This is a genomic window from Streptomyces sp. CA-111067, from assembly GCF_050956065.1.
GTDB lineage: Bacteria > Actinomycetota > Actinomycetes > Streptomycetales > Streptomycetaceae > Actinacidiphila.
This window is the reverse complement of record NZ_CP192103.1, coordinates 6,749,450-6,765,263: the sequence shown is the minus strand read 5'-3', so window position 1 is coordinate 6,765,263 and position 15,814 is coordinate 6,749,450. Positions and strand designations below refer to the sequence as shown.

8 protein-coding genes are annotated in these 15,814 nt (G+C 71.6%); 7 read left to right on the top strand and 1 reads right to left on the bottom strand.

The window, feature by feature from the left end:
* The first annotated feature begins 212 nt into the window (after positions 1–212).
* From ACQPW6_RS30005 to ACQPW6_RS29995, 3 genes are all read left to right on the top strand, one after another.
* Positions 213–2,549: a M4 family metallopeptidase gene (locus tag ACQPW6_RS30005; RefSeq protein ID WP_433892829.1), complete on the top strand. Its 2,337-nt coding sequence runs from the start codon at positions 213–215 to the stop codon at positions 2,547–2,549.
* A 220-nt stretch (positions 2,550–2,769) separates the two neighbouring features.
* A complete protein-coding gene (locus ACQPW6_RS30000) occupies positions 2,770–2,979 on the top strand; it encodes a cold-shock protein (protein ID WP_331624804.1) in 210 nt (69 codons plus the stop codon).
* The gene (locus ACQPW6_RS29995; protein ID WP_433892828.1) at positions 2,897–4,603 is read left to right on the top strand and encodes a DEAD/DEAH box helicase; all 1,707 of its coding nucleotides are present in this window, start codon (positions 2,897–2,899) and stop codon (positions 4,601–4,603) included. Before ACQPW6_RS30000 ends, ACQPW6_RS29995 begins: the two co-directional genes overlap by 83 nt.
* A gap of 64 nt (positions 4,604–4,667) precedes the next feature.
* On the opposite strand, the gene glgP is transcribed toward ACQPW6_RS29995, so the two are convergent.
* A complete protein-coding gene (gene glgP / locus ACQPW6_RS29990; protein ID WP_433892827.1) occupies positions 4,668–7,277 on the bottom strand; it encodes an alpha-glucan family phosphorylase in 2,610 nt (869 codons plus the stop codon).
* A 594-nt stretch (positions 7,278–7,871) separates the two neighbouring features.
* Here glgP and ACQPW6_RS29985 point away from each other — a divergent pair.
* From ACQPW6_RS29985 to glgB, 4 genes are all read left to right on the top strand, one after another.
* A complete protein-coding gene (locus ACQPW6_RS29985) occupies positions 7,872–9,857 on the top strand; it encodes an alpha-1,4-glucan--maltose-1-phosphate maltosyltransferase (RefSeq protein ID WP_433892826.1) in 1,986 nt (661 codons plus the stop codon).
* Positions 9,854–11,554 carry a maltose alpha-D-glucosyltransferase gene (gene treS / locus ACQPW6_RS29980; RefSeq protein WP_433892825.1) on the top strand — a complete coding sequence of 567 codons (1,701 nt, stop codon included), beginning with the start codon at positions 9,854–9,856 and terminating at the stop codon, positions 11,552–11,554. The genes ACQPW6_RS29985 and treS overlap by 4 nt, the downstream gene beginning before the upstream one ends.
* Positions 11,555–11,852: 298 nt before the next feature.
* Entirely contained in the window at positions 11,853–13,319 is a 1,467-nt protein-coding gene (locus tag ACQPW6_RS29975) for a maltokinase N-terminal cap-like domain-containing protein (RefSeq protein WP_433892824.1), read from the top strand.
* The gene (glgB, locus tag ACQPW6_RS29970) at positions 13,316–15,796 is read left to right on the top strand and encodes a 1,4-alpha-glucan branching enzyme (RefSeq protein ID WP_433892823.1); all 2,481 of its coding nucleotides are present in this window, start codon (positions 13,316–13,318) and stop codon (positions 15,794–15,796) included. The genes ACQPW6_RS29975 and glgB overlap by 4 nt, the downstream gene beginning before the upstream one ends.
* Positions 15,797–15,814 lie beyond the last annotated feature (18 nt).

Below are 15,814 nucleotides of genomic sequence, written 5' to 3'. Positions count from 1 at the left end.
CGCAACACAGCTGGACCACAGCAACACCGAGCAACACCGAGCAACACAGCACGGCACCACCCAGCAACGCCGGCTCTAAACCGGGCAGTTCACCATCCCCACCTGCCCGGCCTGTCACCGGCCGCCACCCGCGGCCGCCGCAGAAGGAGTGACGAGTGCGACGATCCCCCCGCACGGCAGCAGCCGCAGGAGTGCTGATTGCCGGAGCAGCAATGCTCGCCGTGAGCCTGCCGGCCACCACGGCGGCAGCCAGCCCGACGCCACAGGCCAGCAGCCACGTACAGCCGAGGGCGGGCGCGCTGCCCGCCTCCCTGACACCGGCACAGCAGGCCGCACTGGTCTCCACCGCCAGGGCGGAGACGGCGGCCACCGCGTCGTCGCTGCACCTGGGCGCCAAGGAGAAGCTCGTCGTCAAGTCGGTCACCGCCGACGCCGACGGCAGCACGCACACCCGCTACGAGCGCACCTACGAAGGGCTGCCGGTACTCGGCGGCGACCTCGTGGTGGCGCAGAACGCGACCGGCGCCACCACCGGCGTCGACAAGGCGACCGACGCCACCATCACGGTGGCGAGCACCACGGCCGTCAAGAGCGCCGCCTCGGCGACCTCGTTCGCCATCTCCCGGGCGAAGGCGGACGGCGCGGTGTCCCCGGCCGCCGTGGGCCAGCCGCGCAAGGTGGTCTGGGCCGCGGCCGGCACGCCCACCCTGGCCTGGGAGGCGGTGGTCGGCGGCCTCCAGGACGACGGCACCCCGAACCAGCTGCACGTGATCACCGACGCGGGCACCGGCGCGAAGCTCTTCGAGTACCAGGGCATCGAGACCGGCGTCGGCAACAGCGAGTACAGCGGGCAGGTGACCCTCACCACCACGAAGTCCGGCACCACCTACTCGCTGACCGACGGCACCCGCGGCGGCCACAAGACGTACAACCTGAACCACGCCACCTCCGGCACCGGCACGCTGTTCACCGACGCCGACGACACATGGGGCGACGGCAACGGCGCCACCGCGCAGACCGCCGGCGTGGACGCGGCCTTCGGCGCCCAGGAGACCTGGGACTTCTACAAGAACACCTTCGGCCGCAACGGCATACGCGGCGACGGCGTCGGCGCGTACTCCAGGGCGCACTACGGCAACAACTACGTCAACGCGTTCTGGGACGACTCCTGCTTCTGCATGACGTACGGCGACGGCAGCGGCAACACCCACCCGCTGACCGCGCTGGACGTGGCCGGCCACGAGATGAGCCACGGCGTCACCTCCAACACGGCGGGCCTGAACTACTCCGGTGAGTCAGGCGGCCTGAACGAGGCCACCTCCGACATCTTCGGCACCGGCGTGGAGTTCTACGCCAACACCGCGGCCGACCCGGGCGACTACCTCATCGGCGAGAAGATCAACATCAACGGTGACGGCTCGCCGCTGCGCTACATGGACAAGCCGAGCAAGGACGGCGGCTCGAAGGACTACTGGTCCTCCAGCCTCGGCGGCCTCGACGTGCACTACTCGTCCGGCCCGGCCAACCACCTGTTCTACCTGCTGTCCGAGGGCAGCGGCGCCAAGGTGATCGGCGGCGTGAGCTACAACAGCCCGACGGCCGACGGCCTGTCGGTGCCCGGCATCGGCCGGGACAACGCGCTCAAGCTCTGGTACAAGTCGCTGACCGAGCGCTTCACCTCCACCACCAACTACGCGGCGGCCCGCACCCAGTCCCTCCAGGCCGCGGCCGACCTGTGGGGCGCGGGCAGCGCCACGTACAACACGGTGGCCAACACCTGGGCGGCGATCGGCGTCGGCAGCCGGGTGAGCAACCCGTCGGGCGTCACCGTCACCCAGCCGGCCAACCAGTCCACCAAGGTGAACACCGCCGCGAGCCTGCAGATCCAGGCCAGCAGCACCAACGGCGGCGCGCTGACCTACTCCGCGACCGGCCTGCCGGCCGGGCTGGCGGTCAACGCCTCCAGCGGCCTGATCTCCGGTACCCCGACCGCCACCGGCAGCTCCACGGTCACCGCCACCGTCAAGGACTCCACCAACGCCTCGGGCACCGCGACCTTCACCTGGACGGTCACCAGCTCCGGAGGCGGCGGCACCTGCACGGCCGCGCAGGTGCTGACCAACCCGGGCTTCGAGAGCGGCGCGGCCGGCTGGACCCAGTCCTCCGGCGTCATCGACAACAGCGCTGACGCCCCCGCCCACGCCGGCTCGTACAAGGCGTGGCTGGACGGCTACGGGACCACCCACACCGACACGCTGTCCCAGTCGGTGACCATCCCGGCCACCTGCACCAGCGCCAGCTTCACGTTCTACCTCTACATCTCCTCGCAGGAGACCAGCAGCACGGCGTACGACAAGCTGACCGTCCAGGCCGGCAGCAGCACCGTCGCCAGCTACTCCAACGCCAACAAGGGCACCGGCTACGTGCAGCGGAGCGTGAACCTCTCCTCCTACGCAGGTCAGACCGTCACCCTGAAGTTCACCGGCACCGAGGACTCCTCCCTCGCGACCTCCTTCCTCATCGACGACACCGCGCTCAATGTGAGCTGAGCGACACCGGGCCGGCGGCCACGCCGCCGGCCCGGGACTCTGGTAGGCTGGACCTTGTTGCAGTTGTGGTACCCAGAACTTTTTGTGCGCCTGGATGATTGCGATTCCGGGCGCACTTTTGTTTTTGCCGGGATTTCTCCGGTGTGGGGTGATCATCTACAGCGACCTGAATCCGTACAGTGCGGATTTGGAAACTGCCCCACCAGTAGGAGAGATTGTTATGGCAACCGGAACCGTGAAGTGGTTCAACTCGGAAAAGGGCTTCGGCTTCATCGAGCAGGACGGCGGCGGCTCCGACGTCTTCGCCCACTACTCGAACATTCAGTCCCAGGGCTACCGGGAGCTGCTTGAGGGCCAGAAGGTCGAGTTCGACGTCACGCAGGGCCAGAAGGGCCCGCAGGCGGAGAACATCCGCCCCGCCAACGCCTGATTCCGGCGTCACCGGGCAGTCACGCCCGGTAACGAGAGGCCCGCACCGCACGGTGCGGGCCTCTCGCGTGCAGCCGCCGTCGTGGCGGCCCGAGGAAGGAAATCCCGCTGTGACCGCAGTGCCCGTTGTGTCTGCCGTGTCCGCCCCCGCGTCTGCCCAGCCCCACGCCACGAACTTCGACCAGCTTCCGCTGGCGCCCGGACTCGCCGAGGCGCTGGCCGCCCGCGGCGTCACCGAGCCGTTTCCGATCCAGGCCGCCACCCTGCCCGACTCCCTCGCCGGCCGTGACGTGCTCGGCCGCGGCCGCACCGGCTCCGGCAAGACCCTGGCCTTCGGGCTGCCGCTGCTGACCAGGACCGCCGCCGCCGGGCGCCGTGCCGAGGCCAAGCGCCCGCTGGCGCTGGTGCTGGTGCCGACCCGCGAGCTGGCCGGACAGGTCACCGAGGCGCTCGACCCGTACGCGAAGGTGCTCGGGCTGCGGATCACCGCGGTCGTCGGCGGCGCCTCCATCACCCGGCAGACCTCGGCACTGCGCAACGGCGCGGAGGTGCTGGTCGCCACGCCCGGGCGGCTCGCCGACCTGATCGACCGGCGGGCCTGCTCGCTGGACCGGGTCGAGGTCACCGTCCTGGACGAGGCCGACCAGATGGCCGACATGGGCTTCCTGCCGCAGGTCACCCGGCTGCTCGAACAGGTCAAGCCGGGCGGGCAGCGGATGCTCTTCTCCGCCACGCTCGACCGGAACGTGGACAAGCTCGTCAAGCGGTTCCTCGACCGCCCCGTCACCCACTCGGTGGATCCGTCCTCGGCGACGATCACCACGATGGAGCACCACGTGCTCCAGGTCGACGAGTCGACCAAGCGGATGGTCGTCGCGGAGATCGCGGCCCGCGAGGGCGGCGTGATCATGTTCGTCGGCACCAAGCGCGGAGCCGACCGGCTCACCAAGCAGCTGCTCGGGCTGGGGGTGCGGGCGGTGGCGCTGCACGGCGGCAAGTCGCAGCCGCAGCGGAACCGGGCGCTCGACCAGTTCCGCAGCGGGACCGCCGACGCGCTGGTCGCCACGAACGTGGCCGCGCGCGGCATCCACATCGAGGGCCTCGACCTGGTGGTCAACGTGGACCCGCCGACCGAGGCGAAGGACTACCTGCACCGCGGCGGGCGGACCGCTCGCGCGGGCGAGTCCGGCACCGTGGTCACGCTGGTGCTTCCCGAGCAGCGGCGGGAGAACGCGCGGCTGATGACGCAGGCCGGCATCCGGCCGCAGATGTCCCGGGTGCGCCCGGGTGACCCGGACCTGATCCGGATCACCGGCGCCCGGCAGCCGTCCGGCACGCCCATCGCGCTGCCCGCGCCCGAGCCGGCCGCGAGCCCCAAGTCCGGGTCGTCCTCGCGCCGCCGCCGCGGTGGCGGCGGTGGCGCCCCGTCCGAGGCGGCCCGCCGCCGCGCGGCGACCGGCGGCACCGGCAACTCCGCCCGCACCCGCACCGGCGCCTCCGCGGGCGAGGGCGCGGCCGGCCGCGGCCGCCGCACCGGCCCCGGCGCCCCCGCCGGCCGCGGCGGCTCGATCGGCCGCCGCGCCCGCGGCGACGACGGCACCCCGCGCGGGCGCCGCGCCGCGTAAAGTCCCGGCCTGACATGCCGATGCCCCGCCGGTTCGAACCGGCGGGGCATCGGTGTGTGCGGGCCTAGCGGAGCACGCCCGCTGTCATGCCCTCGGTCTCCGGGGGCAGGGCCAGCAGGCCCAGCTCCGCGGAGGTGGCGAGCAGCGGGTGGGAGGGCAGGACGCGGATCGTGTAGCCGAACGCGCCGGTGCGGTCGAGGGTCAGGGGGCCCTCGTAGCTGTGGCGGGCGGAGGCGTCCGGGCGGGCCGTGGGCTTCAGGGAGACCACGGACGGGTGGTCGATCCGGTCGGACTCGTCGACCGGGCCTGAGAGCACCTGGACGTCGACGTCCGACGGGTCGAGCCCGCCGAGCGAGACCTGGACGCGCAGGTTGAGCGTCGAGCCGAGTTCGGGCGTTCCCTCGATCGACCCGGTCTCCACGTGCTCGACCGCGACCTGCGACCACTGCTCCCGCACCCGCCGCTTCCACTCGGCGAGCTCCACCGCGGAGCTGCCCCGTACCGCCCGGTGCGAGCGCGCGGCCGGCGCGTACAGCCGGTCCACGTAGTCCCGCACCATCCGGCCGGCCAGCACCTTGGGCCCGAGCGTGGTCAGCGTGTGCCTGACCATCTCGATCCAGCGCTGCGGCAGCCCGTGTGTGCCGCGGTCGTAGAACCGGGGCGCGACCTGGTTCTCCAGCAGCTCGTAGAGCGCCGCCGACTCCAGCTCGTCCCGCCGGTCCTCGTCGTCGAGGCCGTCGGCGGTGGGGATCGCCCATCCGTTGTCGCCGTCGAACCACTCGTCCCACCAGCCGTCGAGCACCGACAGGTTCAGGCAGCCGTTGAGCGCCGCCTTCATGCCCGAGGTGCCGCACGCCTCCAGCGGGCGCAGCGGGTTGTTCAGCCACACGTCGCAGCCCGGGTAGAGCATCCGGGCCATCCGCATGTCGTAGTCGGGCAGGAAGACGATCCGGTGCCGCACCCGCGGGTCGTCGGTGAACCGCACCAGCTGCTGCACCAGCCGCTTGCCGCCCTCGTCGGCGGGGTGCGCCTTGCCGGCGACCACGATCTGGATCGGCCGCTCGGGGTGCAGCAGCAGCGCCCGCAGCCGGTCCTGGTCGCGCAGCATCAAGGTGAGCCGCTTGTACGACGGCACCCGGCGGGCGAAGCCGATGGTCAGCACGTCGGGGTCGAGCACGTCGTCGGTCCAGCCGAGCTCCGCCTCGCCCGCGCCGCGCTGCCGCCAGGACTCGCGGACCCGCACCCTGACGTCCTCCACCAGGTGCTCGCGCAGCTCCCGGCGCAGCTCCCAGACGGCGGCGTCGGGGATCGCCCCGATCTCCTCCCAGCGGTCGGAGCCGCCGACCATCAGCGCCGCGTCGGCGCGCTCGGCGCCGACCTGCTGGGCGCCGAGCCTGAGCACCTCGGGCGCCACCCAGGTGGGTGCGTGCACGCCGTTGGTGATCGAGGTGATCGGCACGTCCTCGGCGTCGAAGCCCGGCCAAAGCCCGGCGAACATCTGCCGGGACACGGCCCCGTGCAGGGTGGACACGCCGTTGGCCCGCTGGGCGAGCCGCAGGCCCATGACGGCCATGTTGAACAGGTTGGGGTCGCCGCCGGGGTAGGTCTCCCGGCCGAGCTCCAGAATGCGGTCGATGTCCACGCCGGGCAGTTCGGCGTCGTTGCCGAGGTGCCGGCCGACCAGCTCGCGGTCGAACCGGTCGATGCCGGCCGGGACGGGGGTGTGGGTGGTGAACACCGTGCCGGCCCGTACCGCTTCCAGGGCCGCGTCGAAGTCCAGGCCCTCGTTGCCGAGTTCCCTGATCCGCTCCAGGCCGAGGAAGCCGGCGTGCCCCTCGTTGGTGTGGAACACCTCGGGCTCGGCGTGGCCGGTAAGCCGGCAGTAGGTGCGGACCGCCCGCACCCCGCCGATGCCGAGCAGCATCTCCTGGAGCAGCCGGTGCTCGCTGCCGCCGCCGTACAGCCGGTCGGTGACATCGCGTTCGGCGGGCTGGTTGCCCTCCACGTCGGAGTCGAGCAGCAGCAGCGGGACCCGCCCGACCTGGGCCTTCCAGATCTGGGCGTGCAGCTCCCGGCCGCCGGGCAGCACCAGGCTGACCTGGGCGGGCGTGCCGTCCTCCGCGAGCAGCGGGGTGACGGGCAGCGAGTTGGGGTCGAGCACCGGGTACTGCTCCTGCTGCCAGCCCTCACGGGAGAGGGTCTGCCGGAAGTAGCCGTGCCGGTAGAGCAGTCCGACGCCGATCAGCGGGGCGCCGAGGTCGCTGGCCGCCTTGAGGTGGTCGCCGGCGAGGATGCCGAGCCCGCCGGAGTACTGCGGCAGGGCGGCGGTGATGCCGAACTCGGGTGAGAAGTAGGCGATGGCTGCGGGCAGGTCACTCTGTTCCTGGTACCAGCGCGGGCTGCCGGTGTAGTCGGCCAGGTCCTCGGCCGCGACGGCCAGCCGGCGCAGGAAGGAGCGGTCCGCGGCGAGCTCGGACAGCCGTTCCTTGGACACGGCGCCGAGCAGCCGCACCGGATCGTTCTGGGCCGCCCGCCAGCCCTCCGGATCAACGGATCCGAACAGTTCTCTGGTCTCGTGGTGCCACGACCAGCGTAGGTTCTGAGCCAGTTGCCCCAGCGGGCGCAGAGGTTCCGGCAGGACGGTGCGCACGGTGAATCGACGGATAGCCTTCACGGTCCGACCGTAGTCCCGTCGGCGGGGAGCATGCGGGCGGTCTCCACGATCTGGATGTTCAAACGCGGCGCGGACGGCTCACAGAGGCGACCGCCGGCGGTCCCGGGCGCGGGCGCGGAAGCCTGTGGATCTTCCCGGAGAAGGCTGTGCGCGGTGCGCGATCGGGTGCGATGCTGGGGGCTTGAACGAGACGGCTTACGGGGGCTCTCCGGTGGCCTCGCGGACGCTTTCGGCGTACGCGGGGGCGCACAGGGGGGCGTGGAGCGGCATTTCGGCAGCGTTGCCGGATGCGGTGGGGCGCACGGCGCCCGCACCGCGGATCCAGGCATCCGTGACGCGCTCCCGAAACGCGGCATCCAGGTGCGTTCTCCGCCGGTACGCGGGGCAGGCTCCCCCGTGCGCGACCTCCGGGCGGACGAACCCCCGCCACCCGAGTGAACGCGGTTCCGAGCGACCATCCAGGCAAGCCGACACCGCCAAGAACAGTTAAAAAGAGCTGAAGCGCTCAAGGGAAGCCGCCCACCTGTACCGGTCACGCCTCCCGCCGCACCGCCGCTACCCGCACTGCCCTATCCAGCCCTGTCAGGTGAGGAAATGATCGGTCGTATCCCCGTAGTCGATGTCCGCCCGCTCGTGGACTGCGGACGCCGCCCCGCGAAGGCGGTGGCCGGCGAGACGTTCGAGGTGACCGCCACCGTGTTCCGCGAGGGGCATGACGCGGTGGCCGCCAACGTGGTGCTGCGCGATCCCAGCGGCCGGCCCGGCCCGTGGGCCCCGATGCGCGAACTGGAGCCCGGCACCGACCGGTGGGGCGCGCGGGTCACCCCGACGGGCGAAGGCCGCTGGACGTACACGGTGGAGGCCTGGTCGGACCCGCTGGCGACCTGGCGGCACACCGCGGGCATCAAGATCCCGGCCGGCATCGACACCGACCTGGTGCTGACCGAGGGCGCCCGACTGCACGAGCGGGCGGCGGCCGGCGTGCCGAAGAAGGACGGCCGGGCCACCGTACTGGCCGCGGTGGACGCGCTGCGCGACGAGTCGCGGCCGCCCGCCGACCGGCACGCGGCGGCGCTGGCTCCCGACGTGGTGGCGGTGCTCGACCGGCACCCGCTGCGCGAGCTGGTCAGCGCGGCCCAGCCGGTACAGCTCCAGGTGGAGCGGCAGCGGGCGCTGTACGGGTCCTGGTACGAGTTCTTCCCGCGCTCGGAGGGCGCGGTGGTCGTGGACGGCGAGCCGCCCCGTTCCGGCACCTTCCGTACCGCCGCCGACCGGCTGCCGGCGGTGGCCGCGATGGGCTTCGACGTGCTGTACCTGCCGCCGATTCACCCGATCGGCACAGCGTTCCGCAAGGGACCCAACAACAGCCTTTCGGCGGGCCCGCACGACGTCGGCTCGCCGTGGGCGATCGGCTCGCCGGAGGGCGGCCACGACGCGGTGCACCCCGACCTCGGCACCATCGAGGACTTCGACTTCTTCGTGGCGCGGGCCCGCGAGCTGCGGCTGGAGATCGCGCTGGACTTCGCCCTCCAGTGCTCGCCGGACCACCCGTGGGTGGCCAAGCACCCGGAGTGGTTCAGCCACCGGGTGGACGGCACGATCGCCTACGCGGAGAACCCGCCCAAGAAGTACCAGGACATCTACCCGGTGGCCTTCGACGAGGACTTCGCCGGCATCGTCAAGGAGACGCTGCGGCTGCTGCGGCACTGGATGGGCCACGGGGTGCGGATCTTCCGGGTCGACAACCCGCACACCAAGCCGGTGGTGTTCTGGGAGAAGGTCATCGCGGACATCAACCGCACCGACCCCGATGTGATCTTCCTGGCCGAGGCGTTCACCCGGCCGGCCATGATGAGCATGCTCGGCCAGATCGGCTTCCAGCAGTCGTACACCTACTTCACCTGGCGCACCGGCAAGGACGAGCTGGCCGACTACCTGCGGGAGCTGAGCGGCGAGAAGGCCGCCTGGATGCGGCCGAACTTCTTCGTCAACACCCCCGACATCCTGCACGGCTACCTGCAGAACGGCGGCCGGCCGGCGTTCGAGGTGCGGGCCGTGCTGGCCGCGACGCTCTCCCCCAGCTGGGGCGTGTACGCGGGTTTCGAACTGTGCGAGGGCACCCCTGCCAAGCCGGGCAGCGAGGAGTACCTCAACTCGGAGAAGTACCAGCTCAGGCCGCGCGACTGGGCGGCGGCCGAGGCGGAGGGGCGCTCGCTGGCCCCGCTGCTCACCACCCTGAACCGGCTGCGGCGCCGCCATCCGGCACTCCAGCAGCTGCGCGACATCACATTTCACCCAGTGGACAACGACGCGGTGCTGGCGTACTCCAAGCGCCGCGACGACGATGTCGTACTGGTGGTCGTCAACCTGGACCCATTCCATGTCCAGGAGGCCACCGTGTCGTTGAACATGCCAGAACTCGGCCTCTCCTGGCACGAGTCGATCCCGGTGCGCGACGAGCTCACCGGCGAGACCTACCACTGGGGCAGTAGCAACTATGTGCGCCTTGAGCCGGGCCGCGCGCCCGCGCACGTCCTGTCACTGCGACCGTCTCCATCGATCGGAGGGTCACTCAGTTGATCGTCAACGAACCCGTTCCTGACACCTTCGAGGACACCCCCGCAAAGGACCGTGATCCCGAGTGGTTCAAACGGGCGGTGTTCTACGAAGTCCTCGTCCGTTCCTTCCAGGACAGCAACGGCGACGGAGTCGGCGACCTGAAGGGGATCACCGCCAAGCTCGACTATCTGCAATGGCTGGGCGTCGACTGCCTCTGGCTGCCGCCGTTCTTCGCCTCCCCGCTGCGGGACGGCGGATACGACGTCGCCGACTACACCGCGGTGCTGCCCGAATTCGGCGACCTGGCGGATTTCGTGGAGTTCGTGGATGCCGCGCACCAGCGCGGTATGCGCGTGATCATCGACTTCGTCATGAACCACACCAGCGACCAGCACGAGTGGTTCCAGCAGTCCCGCAGCGACCCCGACGGTCCCTACGGCGACTACTACACCTGGGCCGACGACGACAAGCAGTTCAGCGACGCCCGCGTCATCTTCGTCGACACCGAGACCTCCAACTGGACGTTCGACCCGGTGCGCAAGCAGTACTACTGGCACCGGTTCTTCTCCCACCAGCCGGATCTCAACTACGAGAACCCGCAGGTGCAGGAGGAGATCCTGGCCGCGCTGCGCTTCTGGCTCGACCTGGGCATCGACGGATTCCGGCTGGACGCGGTGCCGTACCTCTACCAGCAGGAGGGCACCAACTGCGAGAACCTGCCGCAGACCCACACGTTCCTGAAAAGGGTCAGGGAGGAGATCGACACGCAGTACCCGGACACGGTGCTGCTTGCCGAGGCCAACCAGTGGCCCGAGGACGTCGTGGACTACTTCGGCGACTTCCGCAAGGGCGGCGACGAATGCCACATGGCGTTCCACTTCCCCGTCATGCCGCGCATCTTCATGGCCGTCAGGCGCGAATCGCGCTATCCGGTCTCGGAGATCCTGGCGAAGACCCCGGCGATCCCGGCGAGCTGCCAGTGGGGCATCTTCCTGCGGAACCACGACGAGCTGACCCTCGAAATGGTGACCGACGAGGAACGCGACTACATGTACGCGGAATACGCCAAGGATCCGCGGATGCGGGCCAATATCGGCATCCGCCGCCGGCTGGCCCCGCTGCTGGACAACGACCGCAACCAGATCGAACTGTTCACCGCGCTGCTGCTCTCGCTGCCGGGCTCGCCCATTCTGTACTACGGCGACGAGATCGGCATGGGCGACAACATCTGGCTGGGCGACCGGGACGCGGTCCGTACGCCCATGCAGTGGACGCCCGACCGCAATGCGGGCTTCTCCTCAAGTGATCCCGGCCGGCTGTTCCTGCCGACGATCATGGACCCGGTGTACGGCTACCAGGTCACCAATGTCGAGGCGCAGATGAGCTCACCCAGCTCGCTGCTGCACTGGACCCGGCGGATGATCGAGATCCGCAAGCAGAACCGTGCCTTCGGCGTCGGCTCCTACACCGAGCTGCCGTCGAGCAACCCGGCCGTGCTGGCCTTCCTCCGGGAGGACGGCGACGACCTGGTGCTGTGCGTGAACAACTTCTCCCGGTTCGCCCAGCCCACCGAGCTGGACCTGCGCCGCTACGCGGGCCGCCATCCGGTGGAGCTGATCGGCGGGGTGCGCTTCCCGGCGATCGGCCAGCTTCCGTACCTGCTCACCCTCGCGGGCCACGGCTTCTACTGGTTCCGGCTGCGCAAGGACCGGGTCTGACAGCGGGGGGCCGGCCGCTCCGGCCCCCCGGTTCGAGCGGCGCCGAGTAGCGCGCCGCCCGTACCCCTGGCAGGATCCAGAAGGACCCACAGCAGCACCCCAGGCCCGTCCCGATCAGTACCGGTCGCAATGCGGCACCGGAACACCATGCGGGCGGACCCGTACGGCGGTTTCCTGTCACCCGCCCGGGGCAGGCTCCCCGTGTCGCCGGACAGCCAGAACCCGTCATCCGGGAGGCTGGCGCCCCCACCGCGCAGAGCAGCGGCAGGGTGCGCGACTTCCCCGGGGAAAGGACGTCATGTCGGACCGCTCCTGGACCCGTACCTCCCCTGCCACCGAACGCGCCCCAGAACGCGATCTGGTGCCGGGCCTGCTCGGCTCCCTCGACCCGCTGCTGCGCGGCTGGCTGCCCAAGCAGCGCTGGTTCGCCGGCAAGGGCCTGCCGATCGGCCGGTTCCGGCTGGCCGCGGCCACCGAGCTGGTGCCGCCGGGCGGCCGGCTCGGCCCGCTGGGGCTGCTGCACGTGCTGGTCGACGTGGAGCAGCAGGGCCGGCCCGCCGACTGCTACCAGCTGCTGCTGGGCGCGCATCCGCTGCTGCCGTCGTCGCTGGTGGGCACCGCGCTCGGCCGCGCCGAGGGCGGGCCGTACGACGGCCTGACGCTCTACGACGCGCCGCACGACCCGCGGCTCGCCGCGGTGCTGTTCGAGCTGCTCAGGGAGCCCGAGCGGGCCGGCGCGGGACAGCTGCGCTTCACCGTGGAGCCGACGGCCGGGCTGCCCGAGCGGCCGGCGCCGCGGGTGTCCACCGCCGAGCAGTCCAACACCTCGGTGGTCTACGGCGACGCGTTCATCCTCAAGCTCTTCCGCCGGGTCTCCCCCGGCACCAACCCCGACCTGGAGCTGTCGCTCGCGCTGGCCCGCGCCGGGTCGCGCCGGGTGGCCGAGCCGGTCGCCTGGTTCGAGGCGCTGGACGGCGGCCCGCAGGGCGACGGCGGCGGCGCCGAGCCGACCACCCTCGGGGTGCTGCAGCGCTTCCTGCCGGGATCCGCCGACGGCTGGGCGCTGGCGCTCGCCTCGGTGGCCGAGGACGGCGACTTCACCGCGGAGGCGGCCGGACTCGGCCGGGCCACCGCGGAGGTGCACGCGTCGCTCGCCGAGGCGCTGCCGGTCAAGCCGCTCGACGGCGCCGCGCTGGAACGTATCGCCTCGGCGATGGCGGCGCGGCTGGCCGAGGCGGCGGCCGAGGTGCCGGCGGTCCGGCCGTTCGCCGACGGGCTGCGCTCCGCGTTCGACGACCTGTCCAAGCTCGGCGCGTCCGCGACGGCCGGACCGGTGCTCGCCCAGCGCATCCACGGCGACCTGCACCTCGGCCAGGCGCTGCGCGCCGCCGACGGCGAGTGGGTGCTGATCGACTTCGAGGGCGAGCCCGCCCGCCCGCTGGCCGAACGGCGCCGGATGTTCCCGCCGGTGCAGGACGTGGCCGGCATGCTGCGCTCCTTCGACTACGCCGCCCACCACAGCGGCAACGGCCCCTGGGCGGCCCGCCACCGGGACGCCTTCTGCGCCGGATACGCTGCCGTCTCCGGCATCGACCCGCGCGAACAGCCCGTGCTGATACGGGCCTTCGAGACCGACAAGGCGGTGTACGAGGCCCGGTACGAGGCCAGGCACCGCCCGGCCTGGCTTCCGATCCCGCTCTCCGCGCTGGCCCGCCTCGCCGCCGCCCCCTCCGACGCCGCCCTCTCCGAGGAGACCCACCCGTGACACCCCCCGAAAAGGCGCGCGGTATCGACCGCAGCACCACCCATGCTTCCGGCTCGCTGCCGGAGGCCGCCGCCCGCGGCTACGACCAGGACACGCCGTTCCCCGCCGCCTCGCAGACGGCCCCGGTGAACCCTCAGGGGCGCGGGGAACTGCGCGAGCAACCCACCACCGGTGGGTGGTCCGGAGACGGCAGCAACAGCCCCTCTGGGCCGGTGACGGACCGCAGCAACGACGTGGCTGAGCGCGCAGTTCCCCGCGCCCCTACGGGGCACAGGGAAGCGGGGGAATCGGTGACCGGGCTGGATGATGGGGAGAAGTGGCGGCTGCTCAACGGGGAGCACCACGACCCGCACGGCGTGCTCGGCGCGCACCCCGTGCCCGGGGGCATCCGGTTCCGCGCGCTGCGCCCGTTCGCGACGGCCGTATCCGTCACCGCACCGGGCCTCCGAGCAGAACTCACCGACGAGGGCGACGGCCTCTTCGGCGCCGTGCTCCCGCTCACCGAGATCCCCGACTACCGGCTGGCGGTGACGTACCCGGACGGCGAGCACACCGTCGACGACCCCTACCGGTTCCTCCCCTCGCTCGGCGAACTCGACCTGCACCTGATCAACGAGGGCCGGCACGAGCAGCTGTGGAAGGCGCTCGGCTCCGAGCCGATGACGCACGCCGGCGTGACCGGCACCCGCTTCGCCGTGTGGGCGCCGAACGCCCGCGGGGTGCGGCTGGCCGGCGACTTCAACTTCTGGGACGGCACCGGCTTCCCGATGCGCTCGCTGGGCTCGTCCGGCGTGTGGGAGCTGTTCGTCCCGGGCATCGGCGCGGGCACCGCGTACAAGTACGAGATCGCCCGGCCGGACGGCTCGCGCGGCATGAAGGCCGACCCGATGGCCCGGGCCACCGAGCTGCCGCCGGCCACCGCCTCGATCGTCACCGAGTCCGACTACGCGTGGCAGGACGCCCGGTGGATGGAGCACCGCGCCGACACCCCCGTGCACCGGGCCCCGTTCTCGGTGTACGAGGTGCACCTGGCGTCCTGGCGGCCGGGGCTGAGCTACCGCGAGCTGGCCGAGCAGCTGCCCGCGTACGTCTCGGAACTCGGCTTCACGCACGTGGAGTTGATGCCGGTCGCCGAGCACCCGTTCGGCGGTTCGTGGGGCTACCAGGTCACCTCGTACTACGCCCCGACCTCCCGGCTCGGCACGCCCGACGACTTCCGGTTCCTGGTGGACGCGCTGCACCGGGCCGGGATCGGCGTGATCATGGACTGGGTGCCGGCCCACTTTCCCAAGGACGAGTGGGCGCTGGCCCGGTTCGACGGCGCCCCGCTGTACGAGCCGGCCGACCCGCTGCGGGCCGAGCACCCGGACTGGGGCACGCTGATCTTCGACTACGGCAGGACCGAGGTCCGCAACTTCCTGGTCGCCAACGCGGTGTACTGGTGTGAGGAGTTCCACATCGACGGGCTGCGGGTGGACGCGGTCGCCTCGATGCTCTACCTCGACTACTCCCGCGAGGGCGGACAGTGGCGGCCGAACGAGCACGGCGGCCGGGAGAACCTGGACGCGGTCGGCTTCCTGCAGGAGATGAACGCGACCGTCTACCGGCGCTGCCCGGGCGCGGTCACCATCGCCGAGGAGTCCACCGCGTGGGACGGCGTCACCCGCGCCACCGACCACGTCGGCCCGACCGGCTTCGGCGGCCTCGGCTTCGGCCTGAAGTGGAACATGGGCTGGATGCACGACTCGCTGGAGTACGTCTCGCACGAGCCGGTGCACCGCAAGTACCACCACAACGAGATGACGTTCTCGATGGTGTACGCGTACAGCGAGAACTACGTCCTGCCCATCTCGCACGACGAGGTGGTGCACGGCAAGGGCTCGCTGGTCAGCAAGATGCCGGGCGACTGGTGGCAGCAGCGGGCGACCGTCCGCGCGTACCTGGGCTTCATGTGGGCCCACCCGGGCAAGCAACTGCTGTTCATGGGCCAGGAGTTCGCGCAGGGCGCGGAGTGGTCGCACGACCGCGGCCCCGACTGGTGGCTGCTCGACGAGACGTACACGGCCGCGGCCGACCACCGCGGGGTGCGCGACCTGGTGCGCGACCTGAACGCGGTCTACACCGGCACACCCGCGCTGTGGCAGCGCGACACCGACCCGGCCGGCTTCGAGTGGCTGGACGGCGGCGCGGCGGAGGACAACACGTTCTCCTTCCTGCGCCACGACGCCGACGGCCGGCCGCTGCTGTGCGTCAGCAACTTCTCCCCGGTGGTGCGCAAGTCCTACCGGCTCGGCTCCCCCGAGGCGGTCTGGGTGCAGGCGCTGAACACCGACGAGGAGCAGTACGGCGGCAGCGGCGTCCCGATCGGCGACCCCCTGAAGTCCGAGCCCTCCCCCTGGCACGGCCGCCCCCACAGCATCACCCTGACGCTGCCGCCGCTCTCCACGGTCTGGCTGCGCCCGGCCTCGGAGGCGTAGACCCGGGGCACGCGAACG

Coding starts and splice junctions, on each gene's coding strand:
- ACQPW6_RS30005 (WP_433892829.1), top strand. CDS start 213: ATGCTCGCCGTGAGCCTGCCGGCCACCACGGCGGCAGCCAGCCCGACG.
- ACQPW6_RS30000 (WP_331624804.1), top strand. CDS start 2,770: ATGGCAACCGGAACCGTGAAGTGGTTCAACTCGGAAAAGGGCTTCGGC.
- ACQPW6_RS29985 (WP_433892826.1), top strand. CDS start 7,872: ATGATCGGTCGTATCCCCGTAGTCGATGTCCGCCCGCTCGTGGACTGC.
- ACQPW6_RS29975 (WP_433892824.1), top strand. CDS start 11,853: ATGTCGGACCGCTCCTGGACCCGTACCTCCCCTGCCACCGAACGCGCC.